Raw genomic sequence first — 17,333 nt, 5'->3', positions numbered from 1 at the left:
TCATGGGCGGTTTTTTTATGTATGATAAAAACAGTCTATTACAAGATCAGGGTTCTGCATGCATCTTCTTCCTCCTTCACAGTACATTTTCCCCAATCCTGAAGAAGCGGATCTTGAGGGCGAAGGCCTGATTTGTATCGGTGCAGACCTCTCCCTTTCTACTTTGTATGAGGCCTATACCCATGGTCTCTTCCCTTGGTTTTCTGAAGGTGATCCGATCTGCTGGTGGAGTCCGGAACCACGCTGCATTATTCGACCAGAGGATTATCATCCCAGCAAATCCCTGCTTCGCAGTATGAAAAAACGGGATTATAAAATTACGGTGAATCATGCTTTTGAAAGAGTCATCCGTTCCTGCTCATTGCCTCGCGCTTACGCAGATGAGACCTGGATTAGTGAAGAGATCATTCAAGGTTATTGCGATCTGTTTGATGCAGGTTATGGTTATAGCATTGAGGTTTGGGATGAAAATCGCGTAGTAGGTGGACTTTACGGGGTGACCATTGGTAAAGGCTGTTTCGGTGAATCCATGTTCAGTACCCAAACCGATGTTTCTAAAATGGCTTTTTATACCCTGATGCTGATTGGCAGAGAAAATCAGTTGCCCTGGATTGACTGTCAATTGGTGAATGATCACTTGATGAGTCTAGGTGCCTGTACAATTTCTCGCCATACATATCTTAAATCGTTACAAGATGTGATAAAACAGCCTGCGATCAATTGGAAAAAGTATCAAGACGGTGTATTTTCAAGTAAAACAATAGCGCAGTCTGCGCGATTAAGTGAATGAAAATAACAGAGGGCACTTGTTATGAACTCTTATCAACCACAGTCCCTACTGAACGATTTACAGTATTATATTACGCCGCCGCATGACTGTAGCTATCTGCTCAACAAGTCCGCGCGCATGGTTTTTCTTGATCCAGCGCACCGTATTGATGTAGTGACGCTGTCCGAGCTTTCTCGTACCGGTTTCCGTCGTAGTGGTGATTTTGTCTATCGGCCTGAATGCCACCTGTGCCGTCAATGTTTATCTTCACGTATTCCTGTTCATGAATTCCAAATGAACAGCTCGCAAAAAAAAGCCTGGAAACGTAATCAGGATTTGACGGTTAAAATTACCCATCCTGAACAGGCCACAGATATACATTACGCCCTCTACGAACGTTATATTAATGAACGCCATGCAGATGGTGATATGTACCCACCTAGCCGTGACCAGTTCGAAAAGTTTTTACTACAAAGCTGTACCGATAGTTTCTTTCTGGAATTATGGAAAGATGACCGTCTGATCAGCGTATCGACTTGTGACCTGCTCGATGATGGCGTTTCAGCAGTGTATACTTTCTTTGATCCTGATGAGAACCGCCGTTCCCTGGGTGCCTTTGCGATTCTGAAACAGATTGAGCACACTCAAAAACTTGGTTTGCAGTTTGTGTATCTGGGCTACTGGGTTCCACATTCAGCCAAAATGAACTACAAGTCTCAATACCTGCCACTTGAATTATTAATTGACGGGCAGTGGCGCCGATTAAACCGCCCCCTTACTCCGGTGGAGATTGAACATCTGGGAAACTCCTTGATGACGACCTTGCCTAGCGGATGGAATAATCCCATCATCAAGTAAGTTAGTCGTCAAATAAGAGCTGGAATATTATTTAAACAGGCTGGCAAAATCATCAGTACAGGACTTCACCATAATAATGGCATGTTCCCGAGTGCCATTCGAATTCGGATAATAGTTCTTGCGCAGATCAATCTGATGAAAACCGGTTTTTTCATACAGTTTAATTGCAGCAGTATTGCTTTCCCGTACTTCCAGAAAGATTTGTACTGGACTATTTTTCAATAATGCAATTGAGGCATCTAGCAACTGATAACCTAAACCTTTGCCCTGTTGCGCAGGATCAATTGCCATCAGTAATAAATTGGCTTCATCCAACACCGGCTGTAAAATGCAGAACCCTACGACTTGCCCTGCTTGTTCAATCACAGTGCTTTGATAAGCAGTAACAGCATCTTCAAATTGTTTAAAGGTCCAGGGATGGGATTGTACTTTGGTTTCAATCTTGGCAACGGCTGGTACATCCGCAGCTTGCATCAAACGAATCATCTTCGTTCATCTTATCTAGAATTAACCTCCGCATTATAGAAACTTTATTTAAAAAATCGAGCAAAAAAAAAGAGCAACTTAGGTTGCTCTTCAGTCTTTTAATCTAGTTTTAAATTAAAGGCCCAGTTTTTGTTTCCAGCTTTGTAATAAGCTATGGGTGTCATGATCATTTGGATGAAAACCAGGTTTAAAGTACATCAGCATTTCTTTACCCATACCGGTAATAATTCCTTTAGATGGGCTATAACCATAAGTATAAATTTCTTTTAAAGCTCCAAGACTTAACTGACGGTCTTCTTTCAATAAACGCAATACAAAGTAGCTTTGTACAAAGAATAGGGTGACCATTGCAGCGACTAATGAAGTGGTACGCAGCAGATAAGATTTTAAGCCTTTACCGAAAACACCTTCGAATACATCATAGGCCACGGCCTTATGTTCATTCTCTTCAATTGCATGCCAGAGCCACATAGTTTTCATGGTGTCATCTTTCATCAGTTCCTGAATATGATGATTGGTCAGTAACTGAGATGCAATGGTCGCAGTAAAATGTTCTAGAGCAGTCGTCGCAGTGAGGTCCACCATTTCCTGGGTAATACCGACTGGTTTACCGACTGCCGCAAAGATTTTGCGTGCAGTTTGAATGACTCGGTCAGTATAACGATCTAGCGTATCAACATCATGACCATGACGTTGCGCTGAAGCATTAAAACCCACATGTTCCTGGGTATGCATGGCTTCCTGACCAATAAAGGCAGAAATTTCCTTTTGCAACGCCTCATTATCTTTAATGGCTGGATGCTGACGTACAGCACGAACAGAATCAATAAAGAATTTTTCGCCTGCCGGGAATAGTGCAGAGAGTGCAGTCATAAAGTGAGTCAGTCCTGCTGAACCATTCATCCAGTATTCTGACACTTGATCAAAATCAAAACTCATACGACGTACCGGAAAACTTGCGCCTGCACGATTGGTAATTTTCACTTGAGCATTCATACACTTACTCCCCTCAGTTCTATATAGAGCTGAAATCTAATTATTAAAATTCTTATAGTTATATTACTGCGTTGAATTTTTCACATAAGTGCAGATAAGGTCAGTGAAATATCACTTAAGGACAGCTTATAAATATATTGTTAGACAATTTAAATATGCTTGAAAATGAGTAAGTTGAATTTACAGATATAAAAAAAGCGTCCCAAAGGGACGCTTTTTTCACACAATCAGCGATTATGCAGTTACTTTAGCAACTACACCAGCACCAACTGTACGACCACCTTCACGGATCGCAAAACGTAGACCTGGGTCCATTGCGATTGGGTGGATCAGTTCTACTGACATTTCTACGTTGTCACCAGGCATAACCATTTCAACGCCTTCTTTCAAAGAAATCGCGCCAGTTACGTCAGTTGTACGGAAGTAGAACTGTGGACGGTAACCGTTAAGGAATGGAGTGTGACGACCACCTTCGTCTTTAGAAAGTACGTATACTTCTGCATCGAATTTAGTGTGCGGTTTGATAGAACCTGGTTTAGCAAGTACTTGACCACGTTGTACGTCTTCACGTTTAGTACCACGAAGCAAGATACCACAGTTCTCACCAGCACGGCCTTCGTCAAGAAGTTTACGGAACATTTCAACGCCAGTTACAGTAGTCTTAACTGTGTCTTTGATACCCACGATTTCAACTTCTTCACCAACTTTGATGACACCAGTTTCAACACGGCCAGTTACAACTGTACCACGACCAGAAATTGAGAATACGTCTTCGATTGGCATCAAGAATGCTTGGTCGATTGCACGTTCTGGTTCTGGGATGTAAGAGTCAAGCGCTTCAACAAGTGCTACTACAGCTGGTTCGCCGTATTGACCTTGGTCACCGTTAAGAGCTGCAAGAGCAGAACCACGGATGATTGGAGTGTCATCACCTGGGAAGTCGTAAGTAGAAAGAAGTTCACGAACTTCCATTTCAACCAGTTCAAGAAGCTCTTCGTCGTCTACAAGGTCGCATTTGTTCAAGAATACAACGATGTAAGGTACACCTACCTGACGAGAAAGCAGGATGTGTTCACGAGTTTGTGGCATTGGACCGTCAGTCGCAGCACATACAAGGATCGCGCCGTCCATCTGAGCAGCACCAGTAATCATGTTTTTAACATAATCGGCGTGGCCCGGGCAGTCTACGTGAGCGTAGTGACGAGTTGGAGAATCGTATTCTACGTGTGAAGTATTAATTGTAATACCACGTGCTTTTTCTTCTGGTGCAGAGTCGATTGCAGCGTAGTCTTTCGCTTCACCACCGAATGTTTTAGCACATACAGTTGCAATCGCAGCTGTTAAAGTTGTTTTACCATGGTCAACGTGACCGATTGTGCCCACGTTAACGTGTGGCTTATTACGTTCGAACTTAGCCTTAGCCATGAGATCTTCCTTTTTAAACTGCCTGTAGGGGGTGAGCCCTACAAGCGATTTTGGTTTTTAACTATGAATTAGTTTGGGCTTATAGTAATCGAAAGATTACTCGTCGTCACCTTTTTTACCGCCAGACTGGAATTTAGCGATAATGCCTTCAGCCACGTTACGTGGAGTTTCAGCGTACTTAGCGAACTCCATAGAGTAAGTCGCACGACCTTGAGACATAGAACGCATATGAGTTGCGTAACCAAACATCTCAGAAAGTGGAACTTCTGCACGAATCGCTTTAGTACCGCCAGGTAAATCGTCCATACCTTGAACAAGACCACGACGACGGTTTAAGTCACCCATGATATCGCCCATGTAGTCTTCTGGAGTTTCTACTTCAACTTTCATGATAGGCTCAAGCAAGATAGGATCTGCTTTCATGAAACCATCACGGAAGGCATAAGAACCTGCCATTTTGAACGATAATTCGTCAGAGTCGACATCATGGTAAGAACCGTCGAACAATGTCGCTTTGATGCCAACTACTGGATAACCAGCAAGGACACCATTCTTCATACGTTCTTGGATACCTTTGTCAACCGCACCGAAGAATTCTTTAGGTACTACACCACCAACAACTTCTTCAGCGAACTCGTAGTCTTTACCAGTTTCAGGGTCAAGCGGCTCTAAACGTACGTATACGTGACCGAATTTACCTTTACCACCAGTTTGACGAACGAATTTACCTTCTTGCTCAACAGATTTCTTGATCGTTTCGCGGTAAGCAACCATTGGTTTACCAATGTTCGCTTCAACGTTGAACTCACGCTTCATACGGTCAACGATGATGTCAAGGTGAAGCTCACCCATACCAGCAATAATTGTTTGACCAGATTCTTCGTCAGTACGTACACGGAACGATGGATCTTCTTTCGCCAAACGACCTAAAGCAACTGACATTTTTTCTTGGTCAGCTTTAGTTTTAGGTTCAACTGCAAGTGCAATTACTGGCTCTGGGAATTCCATACGCTCAAGTGTAATGATGTTGTTTTCATCACAAAGCGTATCACCAGTTGTCGTATCTTTAAGACCTACACACGCTGCGATGTCACCTGCACGAATTTCTTCGATGTCATGACGGTCATTTGCGTGCATCTGTACGATACGGCCAACACGTTCACGTTTCATTTTTACTGGGTTATAACACGGGCTACCCGCTTTAAGAACACCAGAGTAAACACGTACGAATGTCAAGTTACCTACGAATTTGTCGTTCATGATTTTGAACGCAAGCGCAGAGAACGGAGCATCGTCAGACGCTTCACGAGAACCTTCAGTTTCGTCTTTGTCGTCTAAGATACCTTTAATTGCTTCAACGTCAGTTGGCGCTGGCAAGAACTCAATAACAGCATCCAACATACGTTGAACACCTTTGTTTTTGAACGCTGAACCACAAAGCATTGGTTGAATTTCATTCAACAATGTACGTGCACGCAGACCAGAAACGATTTCTTCTTTAGTCAACTCGCCTTCTTCAAGGTACTTGTCCATGAGTTCTTCTGATGCTTCCGCAGCAGCTTCAACCATGTTAGTACGCCATTCGTTAGCTAGCTCAACTAAGTCAGCAGGGATTTCACCATATTCGAACTTCATACCTTGAGACGCTTCGTCCCAGATAATCGATTTCATTTCGATTAGGTCAACAACACCTTGGAAGTTTTCTTCAGCGCCAACTGGAATCACGATTGGCACAGGGTTACCGCCAAGACGTGTTTTTACTTGTTCCACAGCACGGAAGAAGTTCGCGCCAGTACGGTCCATTTTGTTTACGAACGCAATACGAGGCACTTTATATTTGTTTGCTTGACGCCATACAGTTTCAGACTGAGGTTGTACACCACCTACAGCACAGTAAACCATACATGCACCGTCAAGAACACGCATAGAACGCTCAACTTCGATCGTGAAGTCAACGTGTCCCGGGGTGTCAATAACGTTAATACGGTGTTGGTCGAACTGGTTAGCCATACCTTTCCAGAAGCATGTTACTGCTGCTGAAGTAATGGTAATACCACGTTCTTGCTCTTGTTCCATCCAGTCAGTTGTTGCTGAACCTTCGTGAGTTTCACCTAGTTTATGGCTCTCACCTGTGTAGAACAAAATACGTTCAGAAGTCGTTGTTTTACCAGCATCGATGTGCGCGGAAATACCGATGTTACGGTAACGAGAAATTGGGGTTTGACGTGCCATGATTTCTAGCATTCCTAAATTTTGTTGTTTAAAACAGGACGCTTTAAGTTGCTAGCAACTTAAAGCGTTTTGATGACGATTGGATGAAACCCATATCATCACCGTCCTGATAAGGGCCTGTTTTATGTGCTTAGAAACGGTAGTGAGAGAAGGCTTTGTTGGCTTCAGCCATACGGTGCACATCTTCACGTTTTTTAACCGCTGCGCCTTTACCTTCAGCTGCATCAAGCAACTCGCCAGCAAGACGTAAAGCCATAGTTTTTTCAGAACGCTTAGCAGCAGCATCTACTAACCAACGCATAGCTAGGGCAGTACGACGGGATGGGCGTACTTCCATAGGTACCTGGTATGTAGCACCACCAACACGGCGTGCTTTTACTTCGACCATTGGACGAACTTTTTCAAGAGTAGCCTCAAAAAATTCAACTGGGTCTACTTTAGATTTTTCTTGAACGCGGTCCAAAGCACCGTAAACGATACTTTCAGCAATAGATTTTTTACCATCTTGCATTACGTGGTTCATGAATTTAGCGATTGTTTGGCTGCTGAACTTAGGATCCGGAAGGATTTCACGAGCAGCGACTACGCGACGTCTTGGCATTTTAAAACTACCTATAAATATGACACTTCAGGTTTATCCAGCATGAGTACAAAGTGTCATGTACATTCGCTGGCCTTACTACACGTCGCTTGAATTTCACAAAATAAATGCAGAAATCAGACAAGCGAGACGATAAAGGATTGCAGTTCTACGAACTAAGAAATTAATCTCGAAAGATCAATTATTTCTTAGGACGTTTAGTACCGTATTTAGAACGAGACTGGTTACGATCTTTAACACCAGCACAGTCTAAAGAACCACGAACGGTATGGTAACGTACACCTGGTAAATCTTTAACACGACCACCACGGATAAGAACAACACTGTGCTCTTGTAGGTTATGGCCTTCACCACCGATGTAGCTTGATACTTCAAAACCAGAAGTTAAGCGAACACGGCAAACTTTACGCATTGCTGAGTTAGGTTTTTTAGGTGTAGTTGTGTAAACACGTGTACAAACACCACGACGTTGTGGACAAGCCTTCAACGCAGGAACTTTAGATTTTTCAACTAAAGTCGTACGACCCTTACGGATCAACTGATTTGTTGTTGCCATGTGGCAATTCTCCCGTTAATAAAAAGCCCCAAAAAAATACTACTTTTTGAGGGCATGCAATTGTATGTCAAGATGCAAAATCGGTCAATATGCCTGAGTCAGGCAAAACACGATCGCATCTCGACTTTAAGCGTTTATTTTATGGTGAAAATCATTCATTTTTTCGATTTCGTGGCAGCATTTTTTGTAACATCTTCCGTAGTTTCCTCAGCTTGCGTTTGTTTGTCTGCAGTCTCGGAGTTTTCTGGATTGTTTGTATCCGTCTCTTCTTCAGCGGCTGCCTGTAACATTTCTGTGTCATTTTCCTGCAAGCCGAGCTCTTCTTCTAGGGCTGCATCTGCATCAAAAGAATCTTTTGGAATAGCCGGTTTTTGTTCCTGTCTAGCGTCAGCATGTTCAACCAGTTTATCGGTCAATTCATCCAGACCTTCGCTGACCTTTTCATCTTTTTTCACTTCAGCTTCTTCCGGACTCAAGCTTTCCTGATCTTTCTTGACCAGTTTGACCTGCTTGATGGTTTGATTGCCTTCAATTGGGATTTCTTTATCCAGAATTGGCTTATCTTTATCAGCGGCTGAATGGTCAAGATTTTCCATCAGCTTCGGTGCCGCCTGCTGGAGCAGATCAACTGCTTTTTCATAGGCAGCATATGGTGACAAGCCTAGGTCTTGATGTTGTTGCAGATACTGACGGGCATGCGAGAATACTTCTTGAGCTTTCTGGTTCACGTCATTCACAAAGCGATGACTATAGACTGCGCCAATCCCTGCACTCGCCAATGGAGTCAGTTTGGTTAACTGCTCTAATAAAGACAGTTTCGGGAAATGGTTCATCCATTCCCACTTCATGCTACCATCCTGATTGCTGAGCCATTTTTTCAGTGTTTCCACATCATTGCTTGATCCAAGCATAGTCTGCAACTGGGAAAGGTCATGTGTTTTCAAAGTACTGCTCAGCGCTTTAAGCCCCATCAACAGCGCCTGTTTTTCTGCAATCAGACTGAGATCAATCTGTCTAAAGATATGCTGTACAATTTCCTGATCGTCTTCCTTGCTCAGGTCAAAACCATAAGAACGTCCCACTTGATAGATGGTACGCAGTGCCATCAGTAAAGAAGCTGGAATATCAATCGCAGTTCCCAATACCCCAGTGACACCACTTACAGCGCCTTGTACCGTCGCCATCCATTTATTTTGTTCAGCAAATGCCTGAGAAATGCGTTGAGAACGCGTAGTGTCCTGGGTTAATTCTTCCAGATCCTTCGCCCCTGCTTCATTCAGGATGGCATCAACCGAACTCATCTGGTTACTGAATTGATTCAGGTGATTATAAAAGTAGTCAGATACTTTGTCGGCCAGCTGGGGAGAAACAAAATGCGCGACATTATTCACGGTATTAAAACGACGGCCCAGCAGCTGACGGGAAACATTGGGAAGATGTTCGCGTAGCATGTCCTTGGGATTTTCATATTTTTTTGAAGCAAAAGGGCTTTTGACTTTTGCCGAGCCATCAACAGCATGATCGGTATTGAAGGTTTTAGTCACAGAATCTGGTGCAACATGATTTAACAGTTCCAAACCTGTTGAACTGAACTTTTTCGCCACTCCAAAGGCATTCGAAATCAGACCATTAGATTGTTTATTATTAGCATTTACCATTTTTTACCTCAGCATGCACGTGCTTGTATTTGGTATAAATACTAGGTGTAGTCAGCATTTATCTCAACCTTATTCTGTTTCATTTAGTAAAAGCTCTACACAGTACTTTATAAACTCAACCTACTGTCACACGGCATAACATTTGCCATAAGATTTCAAAAATCTTTCTGCTATGATGTTCTGCATTGTGAAATAGGGGTCAGCGCTATATTTTGCTGTCTTATCAACGTCAAATATCTCCCGCTGCCCCAGAGATAAACTATAAGGATCTGTAGATGAAACGTGTTGTCATCACTGGTATGGGTATTAACTCGTGCATTGGTAATACATTAGAGGATGTGAATCACTCTTTACAAAACGGGATTTCAGGAACACGTTTTAATCCAACTTATGCTGAATTGAATTTCAAGAGCCATGTTAGCGCTGCTGCTGAACAGGATTTTGATGGCATTGACCGTAAGCTGAAACGCTTTATGGGCGTTTGTGCGATGTATGCCTACAATGCTGCTGTGGCTGCCGTTGAGCATGCAGGTTTAAAACAGGAAGATCTGGCGAATAATCCACGTTATGGTATTGCGGGCGGTTCAGGTGGCAACTCGACAGCTTCTGTAGTAGAAATGACAAAATTACTGGAAGAAAAAGGCGCACGCAAAGTCGGTCCATTCTTCGTTCCACGTAACATGTCAAATACCATTACAGCAAACGTCGGTGTCGCATTCAAATTACAAGGGATTGCACACTCGATTACTAGCGCCTGCGCAACTTCTGCTGATGCAATTGGTTATGCTTACAACCTGATCCAACTGGGTAAACAGGATTTAATGCTTGCCGGTGGTGGTGAAGAAGATCACTGGTCTCAAAGCCTGTTGTTTGATGCGATGGGTGCACTGTGCTCTAAATACAACGACACACCTGAAACAGCTTCTCGTCCATATTCAGCAGATCGTGATGGTTTCGTGATTGCTGGTGGTGGCGGTTTCGTGGTGCTTGAGTCACTGGAACATGCTCAGGCACGTGGTGCGAATATTCTGGCTGAAGTTGTGGCTTATGCAGCTAACTCTGATGGTGCTGACATGGTTGCTCCATCTGGCGAAGGGGCAACACGTTGTATCCTGATGGCTCTAGAAGAAGCCAAACAGCATGGTGTAGATAAAATTGACTATGTGAATACACATGGTACTTCTACTCCAGCAGGTGATGTTACTGAACTTAAAGCTATGGCACGTGCCTTCGGTGAAGGTCAGGTTCCCCCACTCAGCTCGACTAAATCTATGACAGGTCACAGCCTGGGTGCTGCAGGTGTTCAGGAAGCGATCTACTCTATTCTGATGATGCAAAATGACTTTATTGCACCAAACATCAATGTGACTGAACTGGATGAAGGCGCAAAACCATTTGATATCGTACTTGAAAAACGTGACGCAAAATTGAATACTGTGATGAGTAACAGTTTCGGTTTCGGCGGCGTAAATGCTTGTCTCGTTTTCAAAAAATGGGAAGGCTAAGCCGCCCATTTTAGGGTGACTTGATGGATGCTCCTTCTGATGCTTTCTTGTGGGTAAAAGCATTACATATTATTGCTGTGGTTTGCTGGTTTGCTGCATTGTTCTATCTGCCACGGCTTTATGTCTACCATGCCATGAGCGAAGATGTCGTAAGTCATCAACGCTTTGAAATTATGGAACGCAAGCTGTATCGCGGGATTATGTGGCCAGCCATGGTCGCCACGCTGATCACAGCACACTTTCTGGTCGATTGGGGTGATGCAACGCGTCATTACCATGAAGCCTTATGGTTCTATCTGAAAGTCGGCTTGGTTGGCTTGCTAGTCATTTACCATTTGGTATGTGGTTATTATCGTAAGAAACTGATGGAAAATGCCCATTACAAGTCACACAAGTTCTGGCGCTTCTTTAATGAAATGCCAACGCTGATTTTATTTGCTGTGGTGATTTTAGTGGTGGTAAAACCTACTTTCTAAAATTCCCTAAAATAAAAAATCCCCGATTGATCGGGGATTTTTTATGTCTGCACTTTATTCTCCGGAGAGAATTTGCTGACGTTTACGAAGACGTGGTTTATACAAAGTATGATAGGTAGTAAACAGAATCACCAACCACAGCGGACTAATCATCAGTGCCTTCATGGTATCTGCTTCCAGACTTAAAATAACTAAGGCAAAGAACAAGAAGATCAACACCAGATAGGACATCCAGATTCCGCCCGGCATCTTGAAGGTCGAAGTGGCATGTTTTTCAGGTTGCTGTTTACGGTAACGGATATAACACACCATAATCAGCCCCCAGATACTGATAAATAGAATCACACAGAGTGAGCTGGCTAGCGTAAAGGCTTCCATCGTATTCGGCACAAAATACTGGAAAGCTGCACCCGCCATGATAAAAGCACAAGAAAATAACAGACCTTTAGCCGGAACTGCACGACTTGAAAGCTCAGCCAAAGCCTGAGGTGCCTGACCATCACGTGCCAGACCAAACAGCATCCGACTGGTAGAAAACACGCCACTATTCATGGAGGACATCACAGAAGACAGTACCACCAGATTCATGATAATGGCTGACACCGGAATACCCGCATGCAGAAACAGTGTTACAAAAGGACTTTGATCAGCAGGAATTTCTACCCACGGTGTTACAGACATAATGACTAGCAGAGACAACACATAGAACAGGATGATCCGTGTAGGAATCGCATTCACTGCTTTAGGCAAGTTCTTTTCCGGATCCTTGGTTTCAGCCGCCATCGTACCCAGCAGTTCTACACCGACGAAAGCAAACATCGCAATCTGGAAGCCAGCCAGAAAGCCCATTGTGCCCTTAGGGAACATACCATCATAGGCCCAGACATTGGTCAGGCTGGCAGCCGATCCTCCTGGTGCCTGGAAGTCGCTGAAGATCATATATCCGCCAATCGCAATCAGGCCTAAAATCGCCAGAATTTTAATCAGTGCAAACCAGAACTCGATTTCACCAAACAGCTTCACGGTCAACAGGTTAATTCCCAGTACCAGCAGTACACAGCCAGCACTGATCATGGCCTGCCCCATGGGTGTAAAAGCCATATCAGGTGGCAGCCAGAAATTCAGATAATTGATAATTGCCGCTAAGTCGGCAATACCGACCAGAATCCAGCCCAGCCAGTACGACCAGCCAATATAATAGCCAGCCCCCGGACCAATCAGGTCATGCGCCATATCAATGAAGGATTTGTAGTGCAGATTGGACAGTAAAATTTCCCCTAATGCACGCATTAGGAAAAAGAACATGGCTCCAATAATCATGTAGATAAATAAGATTGAAGGCCCTGCCAGTGCAATCGTTTTACCAGAACCCATAAACAGGCCTGTACCAATGGCACCACCAATGGCAATTAACTGCAAATGGCGGTTAGAGAGCTTACGCTGTAATTCATGGGGAGATGATGATGCATCATCTTTGGAGGAGGCTGTATTCATATTCGGTTCCTTTTTCCCATCAGGCCCTCGCTCATCTGATCGGATTTCTTCCTGAAATCCTGATTGCAGATACAGTTTCATTTAATGAATTAAATGATCAGGCCTGATGTGCTTACAAAATCAAGTTGGGAGATATAAAAATCTGAAGCAACTTAAGGGAGGGCTGCAATCACTGCAATTTCAATTAACCAGGCGGGATTTACCAGATCCGCCTGAATGGTTGCGCGTGCTGGTGTGCCATATCCCTCGAGCCATTCAATCCAGAGTGCATTGACGGTTTGAAAGTCTTCCAGGTTTTTAACAAAGAGCTGTGCAGATAACAGACGGCTTTTGTCTGTACCTGCCAGTTTAAGGAGTTGATCAATCTTCAAGAGCACTTCACGCGTTTGACCACGAATATCCAGACTGGTGCTGTCTGGCACCTGCCCTGATAAATACACGGTTTGATTATGAATGGTGACAGCACTCATGACCTGATTGCTGTTCAAACGCTGAATATCTGCATGTTCCGTCATAATTTTATCCTCTCTTATTTCTAATATTTGTTTAATCTTTAGCTTTCAATGTGCATAGGCACACGTTGGGTGATGGCACACATCAGCTCATAGCCAACCGTACCCGAACCCGCGGCCACTTCATCAATCGGCAATACTGTGCCGTGTATGGATTGTCCCCACAGCACAACTTCGCTACCAATCTGCGCATCCGGGACAGAATCCAGATCAACCGCCAGCATATCCATACTGATGCGACCAATCGTTTGGGTTCGAATCCCATTTACCAAAACTGGTGTTCCAGTTTGTGTGATTCGCTGATAACCGTCTGCATAACCACAGGCCACTATTCCAATCTGCATATCCTGCTCAACTATAAAAGTAGAGCCATAACCGATGCTGTCTCCTGCCCGAACCTGCTGAATTGCGATCAGCTCGCTACGCAGACTCATGGTCGGCTTTAAGTTCCAGTGATCAATCGTATGGGCAGGATAGTCAGGTGAACTGCCGTAAAGCATGATGCCGCTACGTACAATGTCTGACTGTATATACTGATGATGGCGCAGAATGGTAGCACTATTGCTGAGTGAGGTTTTGCCCGGCAGATTTTGAATGGTTTCGGTAAAGACCAGCTGTTGATGTTCAATACCTTCCTGTCCAAGGCGCATACCATCTGCATCGGAAAAATGTGTCATATGACTGATGGAGCGTACTTGCTCAATGCTCTTTAATTCCTGAAAAGCGACACGATACTGCTCAGGTAAAAAACCGAGCCGGTTCATTCCGCTATTCATTTTTAAAAAGACATCAAACTGTACGTCTGGTTGTAATTGGACAAAGGTTTTTAACCATTCCAGTTGATGCTGGGCATGAATTGCAAAACTCATCTCATACTTGGCGCAGTCGAATAAATCTTCAAGGCCAAAAATGCCTTCCAGCAACAATAAGGGTTTGTCACAGCCTAAGGCACGCAAACGCTTTCCTTCAATAAGATCCAGAAAGGCAAAACCATCGGCACTTTTTAATGCGGCATAAACCCGCTCAATACCATGCCCATAAGCATCAGCTTTGACGATTGCAAAGACCTGGCTTTGAGGTGCGCAGGAACGTGCAACTTGCAGGTTATGTTGCAATGCCTGTTGATGAATCACCGCGTGTATTGGACGTGGCATAAATTTCTTCCCTGAAACTGATAATCCTTAAAAGCTTAAGCAACCTGCTGATAACGATTCAGTGATAAACCTTCAGTACTAATCTCAGGTGCTTGACCCAGTACCAGATCACTGATCAGCTTTCCTGAACCACAGGCCATAGTCCAGCCTAAGGTACCGTGCCCAGTATTCAGGAACAGATTGTTAAAGCGTGTCGGTCCAATAATTGGTGTGCTATCCGGAGTCATTGGACGTAAGCCGGTCCAGAAACTGGCCTGCGCCATATCGCCGCCCGGAAACAGGTCACGAGTGACCATTTCCAAGGTTGCACGGCGATCTTCGTTCAAGCCCAAATTAAAGCCTGTCAACTCTGCCATACCACCGACACGGATCCGCTGATCAAAACGAGTCAATGCAATCTTGTAAGTTTCATCCAGCACAGTCGATTGTGGTGCATGAGTCTGATCCACAATTGGAATGGTCAATGAATAACCTTTGACTGGATACACCGGCAGATCCAGATGTAGCGGCTTCAGGAAATCACGGGAATAGCTGCCAAAAGCCAGCACATATTTATCTGCGGTCAATACCTGACCATTAACCAGTACACCTTTGATCTGGTCACCTTCAAACAATAGTTTTTCAACATGCTGGTTAAACTTGAATTGCACTCCCATGCCTTTGGCATAGTTGGCCAGTGCATTGGTGAACAGATAACAGTCGCCGGTTTCATCATTTGGCAGATGCAAACCACCCACCAGTTTATCTTTAGCTTCAGCCAGTGCCGGTTCAACTTTGGCTAGCTGTTCACGATCCAGCAATTCAAAATCCACGCCGGTTTCTTTCAGCACTTCGATATCACGTTGTACTGCATCGAGCTGTGCTTCCTTACGGAAAATCTGCAAGGTTCCTTTAGAACGGTTTTCATAAGAGATGCCGATATCACGACGTAGATTACGTAAACAGTCACGGCTATATTCGGCGACCCGCACCATACGTTCTTTATTCACTGCATAATGTTGGGCATTACAGTTTTTCAGCATTTGGGCCATCCACTGTAACTGCCACAGACTACCATCAACATTAATCGCCAATGGTGCATGGTGCTGGAACATCCATTTCACTGCTTTAAATGGAATGCCAGGTGCTGCCCATGGTGTCGAATAACCAGGAGAAATTTGGCCCGCATTACCAAAACTGGTTTCTTCAGCTGGACCTGCCTGACGGTCAAGGACAGTCACTTCTGCTCCCTGCTGCGCAAGATAGTAGGCACTTGTTACACCAATGACACCACCACCCAATACAATTACGCGCATGACATTACCCTCAATGACATTTATAGTTTATTTCACCAGTATATTTTTGGATCGATAGTGAATTTCACTGTTTTAAACTGATATATTCAGTAAATTCACTAGATTTTTCGCGTCATTTTTAAAAATTAAGGGAATAATAGATGCGTAAATTAGACCGCATTGATCGCATGATTTTAGATATCCTGCAGCGCGATGGACGCATTGCAATCAGTGAACTCGCTTCCCGGGTCAACCTATCTACCACGCCTTGTTCCGAGCGGGTCAAGCGGCTGGAACGGGATGGAATCATCATGGGTTATCATGCCCGACTCAATCCAGAAAAGCTGGAAAAGAACCTGCTGGTGTTTCTGGAAATTAAACTTTCCGCCAAATCAGGTGATGTGTTTGAACAGGTCGCGCGTGACTTAAGCGAAATTCCTGAAGTGCTGGAATGTCATCTGATCTCGGGAGATTTTGATTACCTGGTGAAAGCACGCCTAAAGGAAATGAGTGCTTACCGGCGTCTGCTTGGGGATTTATTAAAAAAGCTCCCCTCTTCTGCTTCCTCACATAGTTATGTGGTTATGGAAGAAGTAAAGGAAAGTTCATATCTGGATGTAAGAATCTAATTCTGACAAGGGTTCAAGTGGTAGATACAACAAAACCCCATAAGGGGCTTTGTTGTGAACCGTTTATCTGAATTAGATAAGTTTAAAATAAAATTTTATTAATTTATATTGATGATTATCTAAAACTAGGCAGGAATACGTAGTACCTGACCCGGGAAAATATCATCCGCATTTTTCAGTAAAGGGCGATTTGCCTCGAAAATCTTGTTGTACTGGTTGGCATCACCATAAAATTCTTTCGAAATTTTAGATAAGGTATCACCCGATTTAACCGTATAGAACTTACTTTCCGGTTCCGGATTCGCTACAGTCAGCTGGTCATCTACTTTAGCAACATGATCAACATTTCCTACTGCTAAAATAATCTTTTCACGATCCGCCTGACTTTGTACCTGTCCGCGTACGGTTGCCAGATCTGAGGTTGAGTTATAGCTGATCGACAATCCTGTAATTGGCAGTCCTAGGCTTTTAACATGGCCTAATAATTTGTTCGCTATTTCCTGTGCAGAAGGTTCAGCCGATGCTGCTTTAGGTGCAGCGGCAGGTGCCTGTTGAGTTGCTGCCGGTGTTTGTTGTGGCTCCGCAGCTGCAGTGTTCTTTTTACCAATGCCTTTTACAAAATCAAAAAGACCCATAGTGGACTCCATTCTTGTTATTCATCAGATCATTCTTATTTGTACAAGGAAAGCAGCAGATACAAAGTTAGTC

At 43.9% G+C, this 17,333-nt stretch carries 17 protein-coding genes; 5 read left to right on the top strand and 12 right to left on the bottom strand.

Annotated features, from left to right (window positions below; translation table 11 throughout):
• The first annotated feature begins 58 nt into the window (after positions 1-58).
• The gene (aat, locus tag AC4MBN_RS03095) at positions 59-790 is read left to right on the top strand and encodes a leucyl/phenylalanyl-tRNA--protein transferase (RefSeq protein WP_419363076.1); all 732 of its coding nucleotides are present in this window, start codon (positions 59-61) and stop codon (positions 788-790) included.
• A 21-nt stretch (positions 791-811) separates the two neighbouring features.
• The gene (locus AC4MBN_RS03090; RefSeq protein ID WP_419363074.1) at positions 812-1,627 is read left to right on the top strand and encodes an arginyltransferase; all 816 of its coding nucleotides are present in this window, start codon (positions 812-814) and stop codon (positions 1,625-1,627) included.
• Positions 1,628-1,654: 27 nt separating this feature from the next.
• On the opposite strand, the gene rimI is transcribed toward AC4MBN_RS03090, so the two are convergent.
• From rimI to AC4MBN_RS03055, 7 genes are all read right to left on the bottom strand, one after another.
• Entirely contained in the window at positions 1,655-2,113 is a 459-nt protein-coding gene (rimI, locus tag AC4MBN_RS03085) for a ribosomal protein S18-alanine N-acetyltransferase (RefSeq protein WP_180002414.1), read from the bottom strand.
• Between the two features lie 114 nt (positions 2,114-2,227).
• A complete protein-coding gene (locus AC4MBN_RS03080; RefSeq protein WP_419363072.1) occupies positions 2,228-3,109 on the bottom strand; it encodes a metal-dependent hydrolase in 882 nt (293 codons plus the stop codon).
• Positions 3,110-3,343: 234 nt separating this feature from the next.
• A complete protein-coding gene (gene tuf, locus AC4MBN_RS03075) occupies positions 3,344-4,534 on the bottom strand; it encodes an elongation factor Tu (RefSeq protein ID WP_491876263.1) in 1,191 nt (396 codons plus the stop codon).
• A 96-nt stretch (positions 4,535-4,630) separates the two neighbouring features.
• Complete coding sequence (gene fusA, locus AC4MBN_RS03070) at positions 4,631-6,766, bottom strand: elongation factor G (RefSeq protein ID WP_067728661.1); 2,136 nt, start codon at positions 6,764-6,766, stop codon at positions 4,631-4,633.
• Between the two features lie 130 nt (positions 6,767-6,896).
• The gene (gene rpsG / locus AC4MBN_RS03065) at positions 6,897-7,367 is read right to left on the bottom strand and encodes a 30S ribosomal protein S7 (RefSeq protein WP_067728659.1); all 471 of its coding nucleotides are present in this window, start codon (positions 7,365-7,367) and stop codon (positions 6,897-6,899) included.
• Positions 7,368-7,548: 181 nt separating this feature from the next.
• Positions 7,549-7,923, bottom strand: coding sequence for a 30S ribosomal protein S12 (gene rpsL, locus AC4MBN_RS03060; RefSeq protein ID WP_002050319.1), 375 nt, complete (start codon positions 7,921-7,923; stop codon positions 7,549-7,551).
• Positions 7,924-8,078: 155 nt separating this feature from the next.
• On the bottom strand, positions 8,079-9,581 hold the full coding sequence (locus AC4MBN_RS03055; RefSeq protein WP_419365626.1) for an EcsC family protein: 1,503 nt from the start codon (positions 9,579-9,581) through the stop codon (positions 8,079-8,081).
• Positions 9,582-9,856: 275 nt separating this feature from the next.
• Between AC4MBN_RS03055 and AC4MBN_RS03050 the strand changes: the two genes are divergently transcribed.
• Both AC4MBN_RS03050 and AC4MBN_RS03045 read left to right on the top strand, forming a co-directional pair.
• Complete coding sequence (locus AC4MBN_RS03050) at positions 9,857-11,086, top strand: beta-ketoacyl synthase N-terminal-like domain-containing protein (protein ID WP_005234293.1); 1,230 nt, start codon at positions 9,857-9,859, stop codon at positions 11,084-11,086.
• 23 nt (positions 11,087-11,109) lie between these two features.
• Positions 11,110-11,562, top strand: coding sequence for a CopD family protein (locus AC4MBN_RS03045; RefSeq protein ID WP_004783286.1), 453 nt, complete (start codon positions 11,110-11,112; stop codon positions 11,560-11,562).
• A 54-nt stretch (positions 11,563-11,616) separates the two neighbouring features.
• On the opposite strand, the gene AC4MBN_RS03040 is transcribed toward AC4MBN_RS03045, so the two are convergent.
• The 4 genes from AC4MBN_RS03040 to AC4MBN_RS03025 form a co-directional block, all read right to left on the bottom strand.
• Positions 11,617-13,056, bottom strand: a complete 1,440-nt coding sequence (locus AC4MBN_RS03040; protein ID WP_034590044.1) for an amino acid permease — start codon at positions 13,054-13,056, stop codon at positions 11,617-11,619.
• Positions 13,057-13,208: 152 nt separating this feature from the next.
• Positions 13,209-13,571 (bottom strand): RidA family protein, encoded by a 363-nt coding sequence (locus AC4MBN_RS03035; RefSeq protein ID WP_419365628.1) that lies wholly within the window; start codon positions 13,569-13,571, stop codon positions 13,209-13,211.
• A 38-nt stretch (positions 13,572-13,609) separates the two neighbouring features.
• Positions 13,610-14,722 carry an alanine racemase gene (alr, locus tag AC4MBN_RS03030; RefSeq protein ID WP_491880635.1) on the bottom strand — a complete coding sequence of 371 codons (1,113 nt, stop codon included), beginning with the start codon at positions 14,720-14,722 and terminating at the stop codon, positions 13,610-13,612.
• Positions 14,723-14,757: 35 nt separating this feature from the next.
• A complete protein-coding gene (locus AC4MBN_RS03025) occupies positions 14,758-16,017 on the bottom strand; it encodes a D-amino acid dehydrogenase (protein ID WP_034701616.1) in 1,260 nt (419 codons plus the stop codon).
• A 140-nt stretch (positions 16,018-16,157) separates the two neighbouring features.
• Between AC4MBN_RS03025 and AC4MBN_RS03020 the strand changes: the two genes are divergently transcribed.
• Positions 16,158-16,625 (top strand): Lrp/AsnC ligand binding domain-containing protein, encoded by a 468-nt coding sequence (locus tag AC4MBN_RS03020; RefSeq protein ID WP_214001527.1) that lies wholly within the window; start codon positions 16,158-16,160, stop codon positions 16,623-16,625.
• 125 nt (positions 16,626-16,750) lie between these two features.
• Here the strand turns inward: AC4MBN_RS03020 and lysM are convergent, their stop codons facing one another.
• A complete protein-coding gene (gene lysM / locus AC4MBN_RS03015) occupies positions 16,751-17,260 on the bottom strand; it encodes a peptidoglycan-binding protein LysM (RefSeq protein ID WP_004783297.1) in 510 nt (169 codons plus the stop codon).
• Positions 17,261-17,333: the final 73 nt, after the last annotated feature.

The sequence above is a fragment of the Acinetobacter sp. CAU_H_60 genome (assembly GCF_058599385.1).
This window is presented reverse-complemented; position numbering and strand designations above follow the sequence as displayed.